Here is a 19,982-nt window from a genome sequence, read left to right on the forward strand (position 1 = left end):
CTAATATATATCAACCTTGAACTTATGCCTTTTTTTTCAATTAAACAAAGATCATTTAAATATGATCGATAGCACTAAATTGAGAATCATCACCTAATAATCTTCCAATTATTATTTCCCTTCTTAAGATTTTCCTTTTTTGAATTCAAAACCTCCTGTAATTTACTCATATCTTCCTCAACCTTTTTATCCAATACACGCGCATAAATCTGCGTGGTTGCAATTTTTGTATGTCCCAGAAGTTTAGATACCGTCTCTATAGGCATCCCATTACTTAGCGTAACCGTAGTGGCAAAGGTATGACGTGCCATATGAAAGGTCAGGTTCTTGGTAAGTCCACAGGCTTCAGCAATTTCTTTTAGATACAGATTAGCACGCTCATTGGTTATAGGTGGAAATAAAGTACCTGAAACTTCAGTCAACGGATGATCTTCATACTTTTTAATAAGATCTAAAGCAGGAGGCATTAAAGGTACCTTTACACGGGTGTTTGTTTTTTGGCGGTTGGTTACTATCCACTTTTTAGAATCGTCACCCTGCCAAATATTCTTAGACGTTAAGTTTATAAGGTCGGTATAACTAATTCCGGTATAGCAACTAAACAGGAAGAGATCCCGAACGCGTTCTAGACGCTCAATGGCAAATTCGTAGTTCGCCACATTGGCTAATTCATTCTCCGAAAGAAATTCCCGGTCTGTTTTTTCGAAGGTTGTTTTCCAGCGTCTAAATGGATCCTTATCCAGCCACTCTAAATGATAAGCGAGTCGTATCATTTTGCGCAGCCGTTGAATGTGTTTCATCACCGTATTATGGCTCATCGCTCTGGGATGTCCTTCCCGGGTAGTACTGAAATAAAAAGCTCTCAAAATCGCATATAAACTTATAATTCAATCGGGAAAGATAAATATCCTTAAGCTTGATTGTTTTAAGGAATTTCAGAACGTAGCCCTCCGTAATTTGAAAATTTTGAATGGTGCCTTTGGCAAGTGTCCCATTAATTTTTTGGCTGTGATACTTCATTAAATGAATAAGCGTTTTGGTGCTTTTTTCATCACCCATAAAATAATCTTTGACCATCTAAGCCGTCAGCTGTTTATCTGCTGCTTTCAGCTCCATATAACTCTGATATAATTGGGATTTGGCCAGATCAAAATATTGATTCAATTGCTTAGCCATTAATGAATTCCCAAGAACCCGTTTAGTTTCGGTATCCCAAAGTTCCCGGGGTACTTTTCGCTTCAGACATATACTGAGTCGTTTTTGATCCATTGTGATTCGCGCGTAGATAAGCGTTTCATCATCTTTTGTTTTACGGGTATCAGCCCAAAACTGAATAGAGAATGTTTTTGTGGTTCGCATAACCTTTGATTTAAATTAAACTTGATTGTTACGAAAGTCAAATCCAATCTTATCAAAATACAAGAGAATCCCCGTTTTACAGGCGATAAACAACTGTTACCGTTTATGTTTTACGCTACCAGATTGCTACCATTTAAGCTGAAATCACTTCAAATTAAATGATATCCTAAAAACTTGAAAACCACGTATTTAATAAAAATACGTGGTTTTTATGTCCGTTTATTTGGACGTGCTGTGACCCCGGAGGGATTCAAACCCCCAACCCTCAGAGCCGAAATCTGATGCGCTATTCAGTTGCGCCACGGAGCCCTTTTCAGTTTTACAACAGGACTGAAAACCTGTCTATTTTGCTTAAAACTAAGCTAATTTCTTTTTAACTATTGTAGAAATGGTTTTACCATCTGCTTTACCTGCTAGTTCGCCAGAGGCCATTCCCATCACTTTCCCCATATCTTGCATTCCGCTTGCACCGGTCTTTTCGATAATGGCAACTACAACTTTTTCTATCTCTTCTTCACTGAGTTGCTCTGGTAAAAATTGCTCTATTACAGACGCCTGAGCCAACTCTTCCTCAGCCATTTCTTCACGACCTTGTTCTTGATAAATTACAGCGCTATCTTTGCGTTGCTTTACCAATTTCTGAAGCAATTTTATCTCATCATCTTCAGACAACTCTGCTGCAGCTCCACTTTCGGTTTGAGCAGTCAAAATAGCAGATTTTACTGCTCGTAAAGATGCTAAGGCATTTTGATCTTTTGCCTTCATTGCAGCTTTCATAGCCGTCATAACCTCTGTCTGTAAACTCATGACCTTATTGATTTTTTCGGAGAGCGAATATAGCCAAAATAAGCTTTTAACGCCACATATTTAATCAAAATAAAAGCTCAGAATTTTTTATAACAAATCTAAATCTATCCAAAAAAAAAGAAAGGCCGATAGTTCTCACCACCGGCCTATCTACGTCTGATTTTTACTAACTAATCGACATTATCGTGTAAGAATGAATTGTTTCTACGCAATTGTATCTCATCATTTTCATCTGTACTCAATGAAGTGCGAGAGATATTACCCTTCGCATTTGGATTTTCATCTAGATTTACTCCCATACGTTTATAAGCAGGCTGCTTTTCTATCTCGTCTATACGCGACTGATTGTTATGAAATTTGTAGTTAAACTCCTTCATCATACGTCTGCGCTCTGCAGCACGTTCTGTAAGCAATTGAGAAATTGGCGTATTCATAGGATTCTCATCCTCTTCACTCACACCTGTTTCTTCCTTTTTAACGGGTCCTACAACCTTATGCTCAAAAGCAATTTCTTCTTCTTTCACTTTAGGTTGAGGTTGTGCTTTCTGTACCGGTTTAGCAGTATTTAAATGATCTTCCATTTCCATGTAATCATCCAGACTGTAGCGCTTTTCTCCTTTTTCATTCACTTCGGTAACCGAAACAATTTCAACAGGATTATTCACCTCTATCTCGTTGATATCATCATCTAAACTGTAAACGACTTCTTCCTCTTCAGATTTTTCAATTGGTTTCTTTTGCTGAAACTCTTTCTTTTCTGACTTTTCTGGGGTTGAATCATTTAAGGGAAGATCAAAAGACAATGTAAATTGTTCTTCTTCCTCCTGATCAAAAAGATTTATTTGTGGCTCATCTGCAGGATCTTCTACACTTACAATTTTGAAGTCATCTTCCTCTACATAAGTGTCTTCTACGTCTTCATAGCTGGTATAATCAAGAACTTCCTCATAAACCACCTGAAGATTCCTAATAAGATCTGTAGTAGGTATAAGATTCATCTGATTTTTTTTCACTTCAGCTTGCTGCTTTTTTGCTTCGGGCTTCGGTTTATTTACCATCAGATCCATGGGATCATCACTATCGTCTAGTGTATGTACAATAGGCTTAACTTCAGGTTCAGATTCTTCCTTTTTTGGAGCAGTGTCAAAGTTCAATTTTCCACCAGTACTTTTGGGAGAAAGATCGTGCTGCGCACGTTGCTCGTCTTCAAGTGTATGGATAATCTTTTTTGTTTCGGTATTAACGATCTCATTTTGCTGCTCTACATTAAAACCCGTAGCAATAATGGTTACCGAGATCGCATCGCCTAAGCTTTCTTCTTCACCTACACCCATAATGATGTTAGCACTATGACCGGCTTCATCCTGGATGTGATCGTTGATCTCTCCTATTTCATCAATTGTAATTTCTTCGGTTCCCGAAACGATAAGCAACAATACGTTCTTGGCTCCTGTAATTTTATTATCATTTAATAATGGAGAGTCTAGTGCTTTTCTAATGGCATCCTGAGCACGACTGCCACCGCTTGCATTAGCACTACCCATAATTGCAGTACCGCTATTACTTAAAACTGTTTTCGCATCTCTAAGGTCAATGTTTTGCGTGTAGTGATGCGTTATAACTTCTGCAATACCTCTAGATGCAGTTGCAAGTACCTCGTCTGCTTTGCTAAAACCTGCTTTAAAACCAAGATTACCATATACCTCACGTAGTTTATTGTTGTTGATTACAATAAGCGAATCTACATGAGAACGCAATCTTTCTACACCAAGCTGAGCCTGCTCGTTACGCATTTTACCTTCAAACTGAAACGGGATTGTCACAATACCTACGGTAAGCACATCCATTTCTTTTGACATTTTAGCAATCACAGGTGCAGCTCCCGTACCGGTACCTCCACCCATCCCGGCAGTGATAAAAACCATTTTAGTGTTGGTGCCCAACATCTGTTTGATGTCTTCTGAGCTTTCTATAGCGGCCTTCTCTCCCACTTCTGGATTTGCTCCTGCTCCAAGTCCTTCTGTCAAGCTCACACCCAACTGAATACGTATAGGTACAGGACTGTTTTCTAATGCTTGTGAATCTGTATTGCAGACCACAAAGTCCACACCTTTAATTCCTTGGCTAAACATATGATTGATGGCATTGCTACCACCACCGCCTACGCCAATTACCTTAATTACGTTGCTCTGATTTTTTGGTAAATCAAACGAGATGTTTTCAAAATCTGTGTTGCTCATAATATTTCGTTTTACCGGTTTTTGCTATTGGTTTTCTTTTTCAATTTCAGAGATAAAAATCAGATCTTCATCTCGTCGGTTCTTCTTTTTTTAATCTATTCTGCGTTGTCTAAAAAGTCTTTGAACTTTTCTGCCCAAGTATCAAAAATGCTTTTACGCACTTTTTTCTCTTTAGGCCGATCGGTTTCCTGCTCCTCATCAGAAGTTATCTCTGGTTCTGGTGCAGGTTCTTCTTCTACAATTGCCGTGTCTTGCTGCGCTTCTGGTTCGTCAGGACGGTGCTCCAGACTATTCATCACGAGACCTACCGCAGTCGCGTACAGCGGACTTGTAGTTTCTGAATCACTGTCTCCTGCTAAATGCTCATTAGGATATCCTATACGCGTATCCATCCCGGTGATGTATTCTACCAGTTGCTTAAGATGTTTCAATTGTGACCCACCTCCCGTTAGCACAATACCGGCAATTAATTTCTTTTTCTGCTCCTCATGACCATAATTTTTGATCTCGAGATAAACCTGTTCAACGATCTCAACGACCCGTGCGTGAATGATCTTTGAAAGGTTTTTTAAGGTTATTTCTTTAGGCTCTCTACCCCGTAATCCCGGTATCGAAACTATTTCATTATCCTTGTTTTCTCCAGGCCAGGCAGAACCGAATTTTATTTTAAGGAGTTCTGCTTGTTTCTCAATAATGCTACACCCTTCTTTGATATCTTCAGTAATCACATTACCTCCAAAAGGAATCACAGCTGTATGTCTAATGATTCCATCTTTAAAAATAGCGAGATCTGTAGTCCCCCCTCCAATATCAATCAAAGCGACACCCGCCTCTTTTTCCTCCTGACTTAAAACGGCATTAGCAGAAGCTAAAGGTTCTAAGGTTATCTTATCAAGATTAAGACCTGCGCTTTTTACACAACGACCTATATTTCTAATACTGCTCACCTGCCCTACCACTACGTGGAAATTCGCTTCAAGACGGCCACCATACATTCCTATAGGCTGTGTGATTTCGGCTTGACCATCTACTTTATACTCCTGTGGAAGTACGTGTATAATCTCTTCACCCGGAAGCATCACCAGTTTATGAACCTGATTACAAAGCATGTCTATGTCTTTAGGACCTATAACCTGATCTGCATCTGCCCGTGTGATGTAATCGCTATGTTGCAAACTGCGTATGTGCTGACCAGCAATACCTACAACAACATCTTCAATCTTCATTCCCGAAACACTTTCTGCTTCTTGTACCGCCTGCTGTATAGATTGTATGGTCTGGGTAATATTATTTACCACCCCCCTGTGCACTCCAAGACTTTTAGATTTTCCGATACCCAGAATCTCTAATTTATGGTACTCGTTGTAGCGCCCTATCATGGCAACAATTTTGGTTGTACCAATGTCAAGTCCTACTGCTATGTCTTTCTGCTCCATAACTTAAATTTTTGTCCCTACAACCTGACCATCAAATCGTAAATCAACGATTTTGTATGCCGAGAGACTATTGTCTTTAATCGCTTTCTGGTAGAAGGCTTTGTAGTTTGCAAACTTGCTTTGCAGATCTTTAACCTTACCTAATCTGATTTTATAGTTTAAAACCCGTGGAGTTAAACTGTAATCACCAGTTTTATTTCTTGAAATCCCCACCACTTGTTTTGCAAGCAACGGGTCTTGTTGTATATAATTTAAAAGTGGGTATACCTCATCAATCTGGTCGTTCTGCAAACCATCTATAATAGGCACCCGTGCTGAATAATTAGAAGACAAAGGCATTGCAGCTCCCTGCTCATCTATATAAAAAGGTTTTTGAGCCTGTACCCGCGCAAGAGGTTTTCTTTGTTTTACTGTTGCTCCTACGACTCCATCTAGCGTGAGGTAAACATCTGCATCAGCGATCATCGCATGAGAATCTAACAGCTCTTCAAGCTTATTCAAATCTAGAATTTCTTTAACCTGTCCCTCGAGGGCTTTCTCATTTTGTATCAACAATTTATCAACCGTTTCAGCGGTTATAAAAAGGTTTGCACCCGCCTCAAAATGCACGGATACATCTTTTACAGTTCGTTGTGCATTACGCCGATGCGAAAAAGCAACTAAAAGCAAAGTCACCAAGACTAAACCAATCATTCTTATGTAAAACCAATTGATCTTCATCGCTTCAGATTTTTGGTTATTTTTAAAATCTCTTCTCCAATATCTCCTGCACCCATCATCACTTTTATGCTCGCCTTTGAAGCCTCCATTTTTTCTTGCAATGCTGCTTTTGTCACGACTTCTTTTCGCGTAAGCGGAATCAAGCCCAACAACTTTTGAGACGTTATCCCATCAATAGGTTCTTCTCTAGCCGGATAAATATCGAGTAACAACAACTCATCAAACTGCGCTAAACTCGCTGCAAAATCCTGCATAAAATCTCGTGTCCTACTATACAAATGGGGCTGAAAGACAGCTAACACTCGCTTGTTAGGATACATCTCACGCACCGCACTATGCACCGCATCAATCTCTGTGGGATGGTGCGCATAATCATCAATTAAAACCTCGTCGTCTGTCTTAATTCTATAGGTAAATCTGCGATTAACCCCCTTAAATGCGAATAGTGCTTTGGCAAGCTTATCGGCAGGGCAGCCGTAATGTAAAGCCATTGCCAAAGCGGTAATCGCATTAGACAAATTATGTCTACCCGGCAGGTTAAGCACTAAATCTTTAAGCAGCCCATCAGGATGTTTTAAATCAAAATGATAAGCGCCATTTTCTATTTTTATAGTTAAAGCTGCATACACAGCGTCATCTTCTAAGCCTATTGTTATTCCATCTAGCGGTAAACCGTTTTTTACAAACAGCACTCCGTCTTCTTGCACTTGAGCAGCAAAATCCCGAAAACTTTGTTGTAAAGCTTCGGCATCTCCATAAATATCCAGGTGATCAGCATCCATAGAAGTGATCGCTGCTATATTAGGAAACAGCTGCATAAAGGAGCGATCAAACTCATCTGCCTCAACCACTACAATCTCTTCTCCTTGCTGAATCAAATTACTCTGGTAATTCTCTGCAATACCGCCTAAAAATGCAGTAACCGGTAAATCACACGAAGCCATAAGGTGTCCCAGCATGGCACTCGTTGTGGTCTTACCGTGAGTCCCGGCAACAGCCAAACAGTATTTCTGCTGCGTTAACCAACCCAAAACTTCTGCGCGCTTTTTAACCAAAAAACCTTCGGCTAAATAATACTGATATGCACTGTGATTTTTAGGCACTGCAGGCGTATAAACCACCAGTGTATTTTCTTTATTTTTATAGGTTGAAGGAACATCTTCAATTGAATCCCGGAACGAAATATCAATTCCTAAATCAGTTAAACCTTCAGTAATCGTTGAGGCTGTTTTATCATAACCCGAAACCTGCTTGCCTGCCGCGTAAAAATACCGCGCCAGTGCACTCATCCCAATACCGCCAATGCCGATAAAGTAAATATGTGATATGTTGTTTAGGTTATTCAAGGTATTACTTCAATAATTTTTCTACTTCGTTCACAATTTGTTGCGTTGCCTGAGGTAATGCTATTTTTTTAAAATTGGTTCCTAAAATTGCTTGCCGCTCTTCATCTTCAACCAACTCTTTAAAGATCTCCTCAAATCGATTTTCTAATTCCTTCTCCTTTAAAAGTATCGCCGCATCTTTTTCTACGATAGCTTCTGCATTTTTGGTCTGATGATCTTCTGCTACATTAGGAGACGGAATAAAAATCACCGGCTTTCCTACTAATGCTAACTCAGATACAGAACCTGCACCTGCTCTACTGATGATAATATCTGCAGCAGCATAGGCTAAACTCATCGTATCTATATACGGTAAAACCTGTACGTCTTCGGTTTTACTGTGCGTTTTGTATTCCTCAAAATACAATTGACCACTTTGCCAGATAACCTGTACGTTTTGATCTAAGATAAATTGTAATTCGCGGTCTATTAATTTATTTATCGCTCGTGCCCCAAGACTTCCGCCCAGAATCAAAAGTGTTTTCTTTTGAGGCTTTAAACCATATTTAGTCAAGCCTTCTTCCCGGTTCTGATCAATAAAAATCAAATCCTGTCGCACGGGATTTCCGGTTTTTATAATTTTTTCCTGCGGAAAGAATTGTTGCATCCCATCGTAAGCCACACAAATCTTTTGCACTTTTTTAGCCAACAGTTTATTGGTTATTCCTGCAAAACTATTCTGCTCCTGAATCAATGCCGGTACGTTATAACGGGTCGCCATTTCCAATAAAGGTCCGCTTGCAAAACCACCAGTTCCTATAACAACGTCAGGTTTAAAACGACGAATGATCGTAGCTGATTTAAACAGGCTGCTGATCAACTTAAACGGAAACATCAAATTAGACCAGGTCAACTTCCGTTGAATCCCGGCTATCCAAAGTCCTTCAATTTTATAGCCCGCTTTAGGAACTTTCTCCATCTCCATACGATCTTGCGAACCCACAAAAAGAAATTCCGCTTGCGGATATTTTTCTTTGAGTGCATCTGCAATCGCAATCGCCGGGTAAATATGTCCCCCGGTTCCGCCGCCTGATAGTATGAATTTGTAATTCTTCAAATTGCTTTATATAAATTCTATTAAATCGCTTCGCTTAAAATATCAAGCGGGTTCATCTCTTCTTCCTCCTTCGCTTTTACTTCTTCTCGTTTGACACTTACGCTCAACACAATTCCTATCGCCAAACATGTCATCCAGATTGAAGTTCCCCCACTACTTACCAATGGTAAGGTTTGTCCTGTCACCGGAAATAGCTCTACAGCAACAGCCATATTGATCAATGCCTGAAAAATGATGGGCAACCCAACACCGATGGCTGCCAACTTTCCGAAAACAGTAGTTGCTTTATTAGCGACAACGAGTATTCTAAACAATAAAAGCAAGTACATCAGTAATAGCATCAGCCCGCCTATCAATCCCCATTCTTCCACAATGATTGCATAAATAAAATCTGAAGAGGATTGTGGCAAGAAGTTTTTCTGAACACTCTTACCGGGACCCAATCCTGTTAAACCCCCTGTAGCAATTGCTATTTTTGCTTTTTCGATCTGATAATCACCTTCACTGTCCTCGTCATCCGCAAAACTATCTATACGACTCATCCAGGTATCCACACGGTTTGGAAACACTCCCGGAAATGCTTTTGCTGCGAGCACAAACAGTGTGAGCGCCAGTAGACCGGTCGCAACGATAATCCCTATATATTTTAATGGATACCCCCCCATAAAAACCAGTGTCAAAACCATTACAAAAATGATCGCAGTGGTTGAAAAGTTGGCAGGAAGTATCAAGCCCAGAATCAAAGCTACAGGCACCCAAAGCGGAAGAATACTTTCTTTAAAGGTTATCGTTTTATCTTTAATTTTTGTCAGATAGCGCGCGATATAAATCATCAACACTACAGAAGCTAACGTAGAGGTCTGAAACGTGATTCCCACAAACGGAACTTTGATCCATCTACTCGCGTTAGCGCCATCAATAGTCGTCCCTTGCGCCATTGTGATTAAAAGCAAAATGAACACAATAGGGATTCCTATTATAGACAAGCCTTTAAAATAATGTGCAGGTACTTTATGCACCCCATAAATGATTGCAAAACCTAATACCAAATGCATAAAATGGCGCACCAAAAAAGGAAGCGTATCCCCATTACCGTATAAGTAGGCAAGATTACTACTCGCACTAAAAACCGGCAAAAACGAGAACAAAGCTAAAAAGGCAGTAATCGCCCAGATCGCCCGATCTCCTTTTAATGTGGTAAATATGTTTTTGGTCTTACTCAACTAATTGATCTTTATAAATTGCGAACTGCTTCTTTAAACTGACGGCCACGATCTTCATAATTTTCAAAAAGATCAAAACTCGCACAGGCTGGTGACAACAAAACATTATCTCCCTTTCCCGTAAGTTTGTAGGCGATTTTAACCGCTTCAGACATAGATTGTGTTTCAACTATGGTCTCTACCATTCCTGAAAAATGATGCATCAACTTTGCGTTATCTACACCCAGACAAATGATCGCTTTTACTTTTTCATTTACTAAGGGAAATAAGTCTTTATAGTCATTTCCTTTATCAACACCCCCTACAATCCAAACTGTAGGAGCGTTCATACTATCTAGCGCATAAAAAGTTGCGTTTACATTTGTGGCCTTAGAATCGTTGATATAAGACACGTTATTGATCTTCAAGACCTGCTCTAAGCGGTGTTCAACACCCTGGAAGCCTTCTAAAGATTCTCTAATCGTCGCCTTACGAATACTAAGCAACTTAGAAGCTGTTGAGGCTGCCATCGCATTCTTAGTGTTGTGAGCTCCTTTAATCGCCAAATTTTTTGTTGACATCGTCATCGTTGTATCGTCAGTTATTATATTAATTTCTTCTTGAGCGTAATACGCTCCTTTGTTTAGTTTTTGTGAAATTGAAAAAGGCATCAATTGTGACCGTACCGGATGCTGCTCTAACCACTCTGTAATCACAGCATCGTCTGCATCATAAATGAGGTAATCATCTTCGGTTTGATTTTCCGCTATGCGGAATTTAGACCGAATGTAATTCTCAAATTTGTACTCATAGCGATCTAAGTGATCTGGCGTAATATTGGTTAAAATCGCGATATGCGGCGCAAAACGCTCTATACCATCCAATTGAAAACTACTGATCTCTAACACGTAGTAATCCTGATCATCTACCGCTACCCACTTTGCAAAACTGTCACCTATATTTCCTGCAGCTACGCTTTTTAAACCCGCTTGCTTCAGCATATGCGCAACCAGCATCGTCGTCGTTGTTTTACCATTACTACCGGTAATCCCAACGAGTATAGCTTTTGTATATCGCGCTGCAAATTCAATCTCAGAAATCACAGAAACTCCTGCTTCTACCAACTTTTTTATGAGCGGTGCTTTATCAGGAATCCCCGGACTTTTCATCACAAGATCTGCATTGAGAATTTTAGCTTCGGTATGACCGCCATCTTCCCATTCAATTTCATAATCCTTAAGAACGTCGAGGTATTTTGATTTTATCTTCCCGAAATCAGAAACAAAAACTTCAAATCCCTTCTTTTTACCTAATATCGCGGTTCCTATTCCGCTCTCTCCACCGCCCAAAATCACCAGTCGCTTCATCTATCTTACCTTAAGCGTTACAATTGTGATAATGGCTAATAAGATTCCTATAATCCAAAATCGGGTTACGATCTTACTTTCGTGAATCCCCTTTTTCTGATAGTGGTGATGCAACGGCGACATTAGAAAAATACGTCTACCTTCACCGCTTTTTGCTTTTGTATACTTAAACCAACTCACCTGCAGCATTACTGAAAGGGTTTCCATAAAGAAAATTCCGCAGAGAATTGGGATTAATAATTCTTTGCGAATCGCAATTGCGATTACCGCGATAATTCCCCCAATAGTCAAACTCCCCGTATCACCCATAAATATTTGCGCCGGATAGGTGTTGTACCACAAGAAACCTACAAGCGCTCCAACAAATGCAGTAATAAATATTACCATCTCACCAGATCTTGGGATGTACATAACATCGAGGTAATCACTAAAAATGATGTTACCCGATACCCAGGCAAAAATCCCAAGTGTCAACACGATTATTGCTGAAGAACCCGCCGCGAGACCATCTATACCATCAGTCAGGTTTGCTCCGTTTGATACTGCTGTTACAATAAAAATCACAATAGGTATAAACAGCAACCAGGCATATTTCACATAATCATCTCCTAACCAACTTACTAAAATGGTGTAATCTATCTCGTTATTCTTTACAAAAGGAATGGTTGTGGTCAATGCCTTCTCTTCTTTGGAAAATTCTTTAACATTACTATCTAACAGCTGTTCTTGCTGCGGTGCTTTATTTGCCAACTCTTCTTTTACTGTCACTCCCGGGTGAAAAAAAATAGTCGCTCCCACAATGATCCCAAGCCCTACCTGACCAAATATTTTAAACTTGCCTTGCAAGCCTTCTTTGTTCTTCTTTCTGATTTTTAAAAAATCATCCATAAAGCCTATCGCACCCATCCAAAGTGTGGTTACAATGAGTAGGATCACATAAATATTCTCGAGCCTGGCGAGTAAAAAAACCGGTATTAAAGTCGCCAGAATAATGATCAAACCACCCATTGTAGGCGTTCCTGCTTTTTCTACCTGACCTTCAAGACCCAAGTCGCGTATCGATTCGCCCAACTGTTTCTTTTGTAGATATAGAATGATGCGTTTTCCCCAAATCGTAGAAATCGCTAAAGACATCAAGATCGCAATCGCCGCCCTAAAGGTGATAAAGCCAAATAAGCTAGCACCGGGGAAGTTGTAGGTACGTTCTAAATATTCAAAAAGGTAGTACAGCATCTAAATTTTTATTTTACGCCTCTGCGTTTTGCCTTATTTATTTAGCTCAATTAATAGTTCTTTTACGATCTTAAAATCATCAAAATCGGTACGTTCTCCTTTAACTTCCTGATAAGTCTCATGACCTTTACCGGCTATTAAGATGATGTCATTTTCTGATGCCATTTGGCAAGCGGTTTTTATCGCCTGCTTGCGCGAGGTAACAGAAAGGGTCTTTTTATAATCTAAAGGTTCAACACCTTTCTCTATTTCTTCTATAATCAATTCCGGATCTTCACTACGCGGATTATCACTCGTAAAAATCACTTTGGTACTCAAGGCCGCGGCGATCTTTCCCATTTTTGGACGTTTTGTACGATCCCGATCTCCTCCACACCCCACAACAGTAATGAGTTCTTCATTTTTTGTACGGATATCATTTATCGTCTCCAACACATTTTTTAAAGCGTCAGGAGTATGTGCATAGTCAACAATCGCGGTTATCTTTTTTGAAGAAATCAAATACTGAAAGCGGCCGCTCACACTTGTTAATTCTGACAAATACTGAAGCGCTTCAAGCTGTGTTAACCCCAGAAGTTCTGCTGCTGCATAAATAGCCAAAGCATTATAGGCGTTAAATGAACCTATAAGTTTCACCCAAACTTCCTGATCATTCACCTTCAGCAATAAACCAGTAAGTTGGTTTTCTAAAATTTGAGCACGGTAATCTGCAAAAGACTTTAAAGCATATGTGTACTTTTTAGCTTGTGTATTTTGCAACATTACCTGACCGTTACGGTCGTCACCATTAGTGAGCGCAAAAGCTGTTTTAGGCAGCTTATCAAAAAATGATTTTTTAACGTCTCTATATTCCACAAAAGTCTCGTGGTAATCCAGATGATCGTGACTCAGATTGGTAAAAATTCCACCTTCAAAATGCAAACCCTCTGTACGCTTCTGGTGAATACCGTGAGAACTCACTTCCATAAAACAATACTCCACTCCGGCTTCGTTCATTTTTGCCAGATACTTATTTATCGTTAACGAATCTGGCGTGGTATGCGTTGCCGGAAACTCTTCATCACCCACTAAGATTTTAACCGTAGAAAGCAACCCCGCTTTAAAACCTGCTTTTGTAAAAAGCTGGTGTAAAAGCGACGCAATGGTAGTCTTGCCATTAGTCCCAGTGATTCCTACTAACTTCAAATTCTCTGAAGGGTTCTCATAAAAATTAGAAGCCATCAAAGCCAGAGCTTGAGCTGTATCTGAAGTTTGTACATAAGTAATTCCGTTTACAAACTCTTTTGGCATTTGCTCACAAATGATAGCAATTGCACCTTGTGCTTCAGCCTTTTTTATATAATCATGACCATCACTTTGCGTACCGCGAATCGCTACAAAAACGTCGTTCAAACCCACTTTGCGCGAATCAAAATGTATCGCATTTACCGGCACACCGGGATTACCGGTCACCGACTCGAGCGTTACTTTGTACACTATGTCTTTTAATAAAATCACGACAGCTGTAAAATGATTTTTTGATTCTTACTTATCTTTTGCCCGGCCTGTAAGGATTGAGATTTCACTTTCCCATTTCCTTTAAATTCAACCTGAAGTCCTAAATTTTCTAATAAAGAAATCGCATCCATCCCAGACATTCCTCTAACATTAGGAATGGTTTTCTCGGAATTTTGAGCCTTTTCAAAATAGGTTTCAAAATCTTGTTCCACTGTTTCCGGGTTGGCTTCTGCAAGTTTTACTTCATCAATTACAGGAGTATCGCTATATATTTTCTGGGCTATTTTTCTAAATACCGGGCCTGCTACAGTTCCACCGTAATACCCAATTTTCTTATTCGGCTTATGAATTACCACAATGCAGGAATACTCTGGATTTTCGGCAGGAAAATAGCCTGCAAAAGATGCGATATATTTACCTTCCTCTTTCCAGTATTCTGTTTGACAGGTTCCTGTTTTGCCTGCCATTGAAAAATTCTTTGAGTAAATATTATTACCGGTACCACGTTCCACAACGTGTTTCATCATATCCTGAACTTTATCAATCGTCGTCTGCGAGCAAATCGCCGGATTGATCACCTCTTTCTCAAATTTTTCTATAGAGACATCCCATTTCTTGATCTCTTTTATAAAACGCGGCTTCACCATCTCTCCATCATTAGCAATAGCATTATAAAAGGTCAAGGTCTGTAAAGGCGTCAATGAAACACCGTACCCAAAAGCCATCCACGGCAAGGTTGTACCGTACCAGTTTGCATCACCGGGATATGGAAATCTGGGACTTCCTTCTCCTTTGATCTCTAAGCCCAGCTTATCATTGAGCCCCATATTATACAGCCGCTTCAAAAAACGCTTCGGATCATCTTTATACCCCTCATTTATCATTTTCGCGAAAGCGGTATTTGAAGAAAGCTCAAAAGCACGAGCCGCTGAGATCTTACCGTAACCTCCCCAGTGCGAATCATAAACCGTACGGTTGTAGAATCGCACGCGACCATTTTCGGTATCAATTATATCTGTCGTATCAACCACACGGTCTTCAAGCGCAGCAACCATCGCCATCAACTTAAAAGTGGAGCCCGGCTCAGCCGACTCGTAAACCGCATAATTTCTATCTTCATAATAACCGCCATCTTCAGTTCTACCGAGATTTGAAATCGCTTTAACTTCTCCAGACTTCGTATCCATCACCACCACACACCCATGATCTGCTTCAAATTTCTCCAAAGATTCTAATAAAGCGTGGTGCGCTATATCCTGAATATTTACATCTATAGTAGAAATAACATCATAACCATCTTGTGGCTCCACAATGTTATCGTCTCCGATAGGTTTCCACTGACCTTTAGCAATACGTTGCTTTAAACGATGCCCTTCTTTACCTCTTAAATAAGGCCCAAAAGCCCCTTCTAAACCAGCTTCGCTATATCTTCCGTATTCCGTTAATCTATCATAACCTATAGTACGCTCTGCGATTTTATCTAACGGATGTTCGCGTACGGTACGCTGTTCTGTTATAATCCCTCCTCTGTAAGGCCCCTTATTAAAGAGCGGTAACCTTTTAATTGCTAAATATTTTGAATATCCCAGATTACGCGCCAGAAGCAAGTAGCGATTCTTATTTACTCGGGCCTTACGTAAAACTTCAGTATAATGAGCTACCGGTTTTCCTAATTGCTCAGACAAGCCTTTTGCAAGCCCCTGAATATTCTCTTCAAAATCTGCTTGTTTTGGAGCTAAAGCATCAAAACGAACATCGTACTTAGGAACTGATGTTGCCAGTAAGCTGCCATCACCCGCATAAAGATTACCTCTGTTTGCCGGTATGGTAAACATGCGCTCTGTACGTGCCTCTGCAAGCTCTTTATACTTATCACCTTCTGCCAACTGAATGTTGCACAATTTAAACGCAACAAACAGGGCGAAGAGGAACATACCTCCTGCCACTAAATACATCCGGTTCAATATGTTCTTTTCGCTGGTAGCCATTTTGAACTTAAGGTGTTTTTGTTACTTTAATCTTCTTGGGCGGAGTAAGAGAAGGCCCCAACCCTTGTTGTGCAACCTGCTTAGTTACGACCGTTTCCATTTTGAGACGTCGCGCCTCCAGACGCGTATCTACAAATTCACTATGCAGCTCTTTAACCTCTGCATTCAATTGAGAGATTAAATGCACTTTTTTATCTGCACTGTGTGAACTCCCAATCATTATTATCGCCAAAAAAGACAGAAACAGAATCATACGCCAGTTCTTCATAGCGTCATCGCTAAAAAGAAACCTTCCTTTAAGTATGTTATAAATTCCTTCTTTCAAAGCCTGTTATAATTTCTTTGCGACACGCAGCTTCGCACTGCGCGCTCTGTTATTCATTTTTATTTCTTCTTTACCAGGAACTATAAGTCCGCCTACTTTCTTAAACGGCACACTAAAGTTTCCAAAAATGTCTTTCTCCGGCTCCCCTTCAAAAAGACCGTTGCGCATATAGCGCTTAACCAACCTATCTTCTAAAGAGTGATACGAGATCAAACTCAATCTTCCTCCAGGCTTGAGCATCTCTTCGGTTTGCTGTAAAAACTCTTTTAAAACCTCAAGCTCCTGATTCACTTCAATACGAATTGCCTGATAGATCTGAGCCAACAACTTGTGCTCTCGATTAGCCGGCAAAAAGGGCTTTAAAGCCACTTTTAAATCTTCTGTAGTCTCAATAGGATTTTCTTTACGAAGCGAAACCAAGGTTCTGGCTATTTTAGGCGCGCTCCTCAATTCCCCATATTGCAACAAGACCCTACTCAGATCTTCTTCGGCATACTCATTTACCACATTATACGCAGAAAGCTTATTCCCCTGATTCATACGCATGTCTAGCTTCGCCTCAAACCGGGTTGAAAAACCACGTTCTGCAACATCAAATTGATGCGACGAAACTCCAAAATCTCCTAATATTCCATCCACTTGCGCAGCGCCATAAAAACGCAAAAAGCGTTTCGCAAAGCGAAAATTTTCATTGATCAATGTAAATCGAGGATCATCAATCGCATTTTCTAGCGCATCCTTATCCTGATCAAAAGCAAACAACTTTCCGTTTTCACCAAGACGTCTTAAAATCTCTCTCGAGTGACCGCCACCACCAAAAGTGACATCCACATAAACACCATCTGACTTAATCGCCAGACCATCTACTGTTTCTTTTAACAATACCGGGCTATGATAATCCATCTGGCACGTCATTTTGATCACCCATCACCTCCTCTGCAAGCGCTGCAAAGTCTCCGTCGTTATCACTCACCGCTACTTCATAAGCTACGAGATCCCAGATCTCAATTATATTTCCTCCGGAAGTCAAAACGATATCTTTTACTATCGAAGCAAAAGCAAGCAAATCTTTTGGAATTAACAATCTTCCAGAAGCATCTGCTTCAATTAGCTTTACACCTGCAGTAAACCTGCGTATGAAATCCACATTTTTTTTATTGAAGCGATTGAGTCCATTAATTTTTTTCATCATCACATCCCACTCAGACATCGGCCACAATTCTAAACAAGAATTAAAGACCGATCGCTTTACAACAAACCCTTCCTGCAACTCTTTTGCAAGCTGTTTTTTTAACGCAGACGGCATCATGAGCCTGCCTTTGGCGTCAACTTTACACTCGTATGTCCCTATTAGGCTGAGCACGAATACAGTAGGTTTTAGATATTATAACTTCAAATATATAGAATTTATTACCACATTCTCCCACTTTATACCACTTTGTTGATAAGTCTTACCACTTGTTAATTATTGAGAAAACCTTAACATTGAGTTAGTAGCCTGTCTCAAAACCTCTTGTTAGCTTAGGCTGAATAAAGCTTGACAGACTAAAGCATTTTTAGATTTTCAATTTGCTCTAAATGTCTATATTTGTGGCAAAGCCTCTTGCCCACCAATAATTATGAAGCACCAATTAAAAACCGAGGGAAAGTTCACCTACTTAGAAGTTGGTGAGGGAACCCCTATAGTTATTCTTCACGGATTGATGGGTGGCCTGAGCAACTTTGATGAAGTCACAGACCATTTTTCGCAAAGGGGATATAAAATTGTAATTCCTGAGCTCCCTCTTTACTCAATGCCGCTTATTAAAACCGGCGTTAAAACATTTGCTAAATACCTTAACGACTTTATCAAGCTGAAAGGCTTTAAAGAAGTAATACTTTTAGGAAACTCGCTAGGCGGTCATATTGCCTTGTATCACACAAAACTTTATCCCGAAGTGATGAAAGCTTTAGTTATCACAGGAAGTTCTGGTTTATACGAGAGTGCAATGGGTGAGAGTTACCCTAAACGCGGTGATTATGAGTATATCAAAAAGAAAGCCGAAGACGTTTTTTACGATCCAGCTGTTGCAACTAAAGAAATTGTAGATGAAGTTTATGAAACGGTAAACGATCGCAATAAACTCATTAAAACACTTGCCATTGCCAAGAGCGCTATACGTCACAATATGGCACAAGACCTCCCCACGATGAAAACTTCAACGTGTATCATTTGGGGTCGAAACGACAATGTAACCCCTCCTGAAGTAGCCGAAGATTTCAACAAACTTTTACCCGATTCTGATTTGTTTTGGATTGACAAATGTGGTCACGCTGCGATGATGGAGCGCCCGCAAGAGTTTAATGAAATTCTTTCTGACTGGCTCAAATCACGTAACATATAACACCGTTTGTTATGCATATTAAATCTGCAGAATTTCTAGTTAGTAATTCTAATGTGGCCAAGTGCCCAAAAAATAAAATGCCCGAGTATGCTTTTATTGGGCGTTCTAACGTAGGGAAGTCTAGCTTAATCAATATGCTTACCGATCGTAAAAACCTTGCTAAAACTTCAGGGAGACCAGGAAAGACACAACTTATCAATCACTTTGTGATCAATCAAAATTGGTACTTGGTCGATTTACCAGGATACGGTTATGCACGCGTTTCTAAAAAGGTTAAAAAAGAATTTCAAAAATTTATCACGCAGTATTTTGAAGAACGCGAACAATTAGTTTCTGCATTTGTTCTTATAGATTGTCGGCATGAACCGCAGCCTATTGATAAAGAGTTTATGGAGTATTTAGGTGAGAAGCAAATTCCGTTTTCTATTATTTTTACCAAAACAGATAAACTGAAACCAAAAGCTCTGGAGCGCAATATTGAAAACTACAAGCAAGAATTGCTGGCAGGAGCATGGTTAGAAATGCCAAACTATTTTATAAGCAGTGCCTCTAACAGCACCGGAAAAGACGAGATTTTAAACTACATCAACCGGATCAATGAGCAACTTAAAGAACAGGAATCCTAGTTCTGATAATGCCTATTAGTTCCTGATCTGTTTTTAGCGTATCGAGCGCATCTACTGACAAGAACATTTCTAATTTTTTATTCTCTTCTTTCAATATAAATGGAAACTCATTAAAATTTTTAGAGTCTTCCGCGTAAGCTTTTCTAAACTCGTCAATATGATAGAATTTCATCTCGATGTGATTTTCTTCTCTAAATTTTTTCCAAACCTCACGTTCACGAAAAACTCCATAAGTTAAGTCACAAAGTTTACATGCATATGTTGACGGACTAACAATTTTATGCAGACTATCTAAGTACGCATTTAAGTTACCAGAATGCGCACTGTAAACAAAAATTAGCTTCTGCATATTTGCT

The 19,982-nt window shown here is 39.8% G+C and carries 20 protein-coding genes and 1 tRNA gene; 2 read left to right on the forward strand and 19 right to left on the reverse strand.

The window, feature by feature from the left end:
• Positions 1-89 precede the first annotated feature (89 nt).
• From DSM02_RS20560 to DSM02_RS06435, 18 genes are all read right to left on the reverse strand, one after another.
• On the reverse strand, positions 90-866 hold the full coding sequence (locus tag DSM02_RS20560) for a site-specific integrase (protein WP_262707839.1): 777 nt from the start codon (positions 864-866) through the stop codon (positions 90-92).
• A complete protein-coding gene (locus tag DSM02_RS20565; protein ID WP_317128228.1) occupies positions 808-1,077 on the reverse strand; it encodes a phage integrase SAM-like domain-containing protein in 270 nt (89 codons plus the stop codon). Before DSM02_RS20565 ends, DSM02_RS20560 begins: the two co-directional genes overlap by 59 nt.
• Entirely contained in the window at positions 1,078-1,359 is a 282-nt protein-coding gene (locus DSM02_RS20570; RefSeq protein WP_240673993.1) for an Arm DNA-binding domain-containing protein, read from the reverse strand.
• Between the two features lie 235 nt (positions 1,360-1,594).
• Positions 1,595-1,668, reverse strand: a tRNA-Arg gene (locus DSM02_RS06365).
• Positions 1,669-1,716: 48 nt separating this feature from the next.
• Positions 1,717-2,166 carry a GatB/YqeY domain-containing protein gene (locus DSM02_RS06370; protein ID WP_128764826.1) on the reverse strand — a complete coding sequence of 150 codons (450 nt, stop codon included), beginning with the start codon at positions 2,164-2,166 and terminating at the stop codon, positions 1,717-1,719.
• Positions 2,167-2,336: 170 nt separating this feature from the next.
• The gene (gene ftsZ, locus DSM02_RS06375) at positions 2,337-4,406 is read right to left on the reverse strand and encodes a cell division protein FtsZ (protein WP_128764827.1); all 2,070 of its coding nucleotides are present in this window, start codon (positions 4,404-4,406) and stop codon (positions 2,337-2,339) included.
• Positions 4,407-4,501: 95 nt separating this feature from the next.
• Entirely contained in the window at positions 4,502-5,842 is a 1,341-nt protein-coding gene (ftsA, locus tag DSM02_RS06380) for a cell division protein FtsA (protein ID WP_128764828.1), read from the reverse strand.
• A 3-nt stretch (positions 5,843-5,845) separates the two neighbouring features.
• The gene (locus DSM02_RS06385) at positions 5,846-6,562 is read right to left on the reverse strand and encodes a cell division protein FtsQ/DivIB (protein ID WP_128764829.1); all 717 of its coding nucleotides are present in this window, start codon (positions 6,560-6,562) and stop codon (positions 5,846-5,848) included.
• Positions 6,559-7,908 carry a UDP-N-acetylmuramate--L-alanine ligase gene (gene murC / locus DSM02_RS06390; protein WP_128764830.1) on the reverse strand — a complete coding sequence of 450 codons (1,350 nt, stop codon included), beginning with the start codon at positions 7,906-7,908 and terminating at the stop codon, positions 6,559-6,561. Before murC ends, DSM02_RS06385 begins: the two co-directional genes overlap by 4 nt.
• Positions 7,909-7,912: 4 nt before the next feature.
• Positions 7,913-9,004 carry an undecaprenyldiphospho-muramoylpentapeptide beta-N-acetylglucosaminyltransferase gene (gene murG, locus DSM02_RS06395; protein WP_128764831.1) on the reverse strand — a complete coding sequence of 364 codons (1,092 nt, stop codon included), beginning with the start codon at positions 9,002-9,004 and terminating at the stop codon, positions 7,913-7,915.
• A 20-nt stretch (positions 9,005-9,024) separates the two neighbouring features.
• Entirely contained in the window at positions 9,025-10,227 is a 1,203-nt protein-coding gene (locus DSM02_RS06400; RefSeq protein WP_128764832.1) for an FtsW/RodA/SpoVE family cell cycle protein, read from the reverse strand.
• Between the two features lie 11 nt (positions 10,228-10,238).
• On the reverse strand, positions 10,239-11,573 hold the full coding sequence (gene murD / locus DSM02_RS06405; protein ID WP_128764833.1) for a UDP-N-acetylmuramoyl-L-alanine--D-glutamate ligase: 1,335 nt from the start codon (positions 11,571-11,573) through the stop codon (positions 10,239-10,241).
• Positions 11,574-12,806 carry a phospho-N-acetylmuramoyl-pentapeptide-transferase gene (gene mraY, locus DSM02_RS06410; protein WP_128764834.1) on the reverse strand — a complete coding sequence of 411 codons (1,233 nt, stop codon included), beginning with the start codon at positions 12,804-12,806 and terminating at the stop codon, positions 11,574-11,576.
• Positions 12,807-12,839: 33 nt separating this feature from the next.
• Positions 12,840-14,303, reverse strand: coding sequence for a UDP-N-acetylmuramoyl-L-alanyl-D-glutamate--2,6-diaminopimelate ligase (locus DSM02_RS06415; protein ID WP_128764835.1), 1,464 nt, complete (start codon positions 14,301-14,303; stop codon positions 12,840-12,842).
• On the reverse strand, positions 14,300-16,291 hold the full coding sequence (locus DSM02_RS06420) for a penicillin-binding protein (RefSeq protein WP_128764836.1): 1,992 nt from the start codon (positions 16,289-16,291) through the stop codon (positions 14,300-14,302). Before DSM02_RS06420 ends, DSM02_RS06415 begins: the two co-directional genes overlap by 4 nt.
• 7 nt (positions 16,292-16,298) lie before the next feature.
• Positions 16,299-16,616: an FtsL-like putative cell division protein gene (locus DSM02_RS06425; RefSeq protein WP_128764837.1), complete on the reverse strand. Its 318-nt coding sequence runs from the start codon at positions 16,614-16,616 to the stop codon at positions 16,299-16,301.
• A 6-nt stretch (positions 16,617-16,622) separates the two neighbouring features.
• The gene (gene rsmH, locus DSM02_RS06430; protein WP_128764838.1) at positions 16,623-17,519 is read right to left on the reverse strand and encodes a 16S rRNA (cytosine(1402)-N(4))-methyltransferase RsmH; all 897 of its coding nucleotides are present in this window, start codon (positions 17,517-17,519) and stop codon (positions 16,623-16,625) included.
• The gene (locus tag DSM02_RS06435) at positions 17,506-17,979 is read right to left on the reverse strand and encodes a division/cell wall cluster transcriptional repressor MraZ (RefSeq protein ID WP_128761425.1); all 474 of its coding nucleotides are present in this window, start codon (positions 17,977-17,979) and stop codon (positions 17,506-17,508) included. Before DSM02_RS06435 ends, rsmH begins: the two co-directional genes overlap by 14 nt.
• Positions 17,980-18,235: 256 nt before the next feature.
• Here DSM02_RS06435 and DSM02_RS06440 point away from each other — a divergent pair, with 256 nt between their 5' ends.
• Both DSM02_RS06440 and yihA read left to right on the forward strand, forming a co-directional pair.
• Positions 18,236-19,000: an alpha/beta fold hydrolase gene (locus DSM02_RS06440; protein WP_128764839.1), complete on the forward strand. Its 765-nt coding sequence runs from the start codon at positions 18,236-18,238 to the stop codon at positions 18,998-19,000.
• 11 nt (positions 19,001-19,011) lie between these two features.
• On the forward strand, positions 19,012-19,626 hold the full coding sequence (gene yihA, locus DSM02_RS06445) for a ribosome biogenesis GTP-binding protein YihA/YsxC (RefSeq protein ID WP_128764840.1): 615 nt from the start codon (positions 19,012-19,014) through the stop codon (positions 19,624-19,626).
• Here the strand turns inward: yihA and DSM02_RS06450 are convergent.
• Entirely contained in the window at positions 19,607-19,975 is a 369-nt protein-coding gene (locus tag DSM02_RS06450; protein WP_128764841.1) for a GTPase, read from the reverse strand. The two genes, yihA and DSM02_RS06450, sit on opposite strands and share 20 nt — an antisense overlap.
• Between the last annotated feature and the right edge of the window lie 7 nt (positions 19,976-19,982).

The sequence above is a fragment of the Leeuwenhoekiella polynyae genome (assembly GCF_004104075.1).
GTDB lineage: Bacteria > Bacteroidota > Bacteroidia > Flavobacteriales > Flavobacteriaceae > Leeuwenhoekiella > Leeuwenhoekiella polynyae.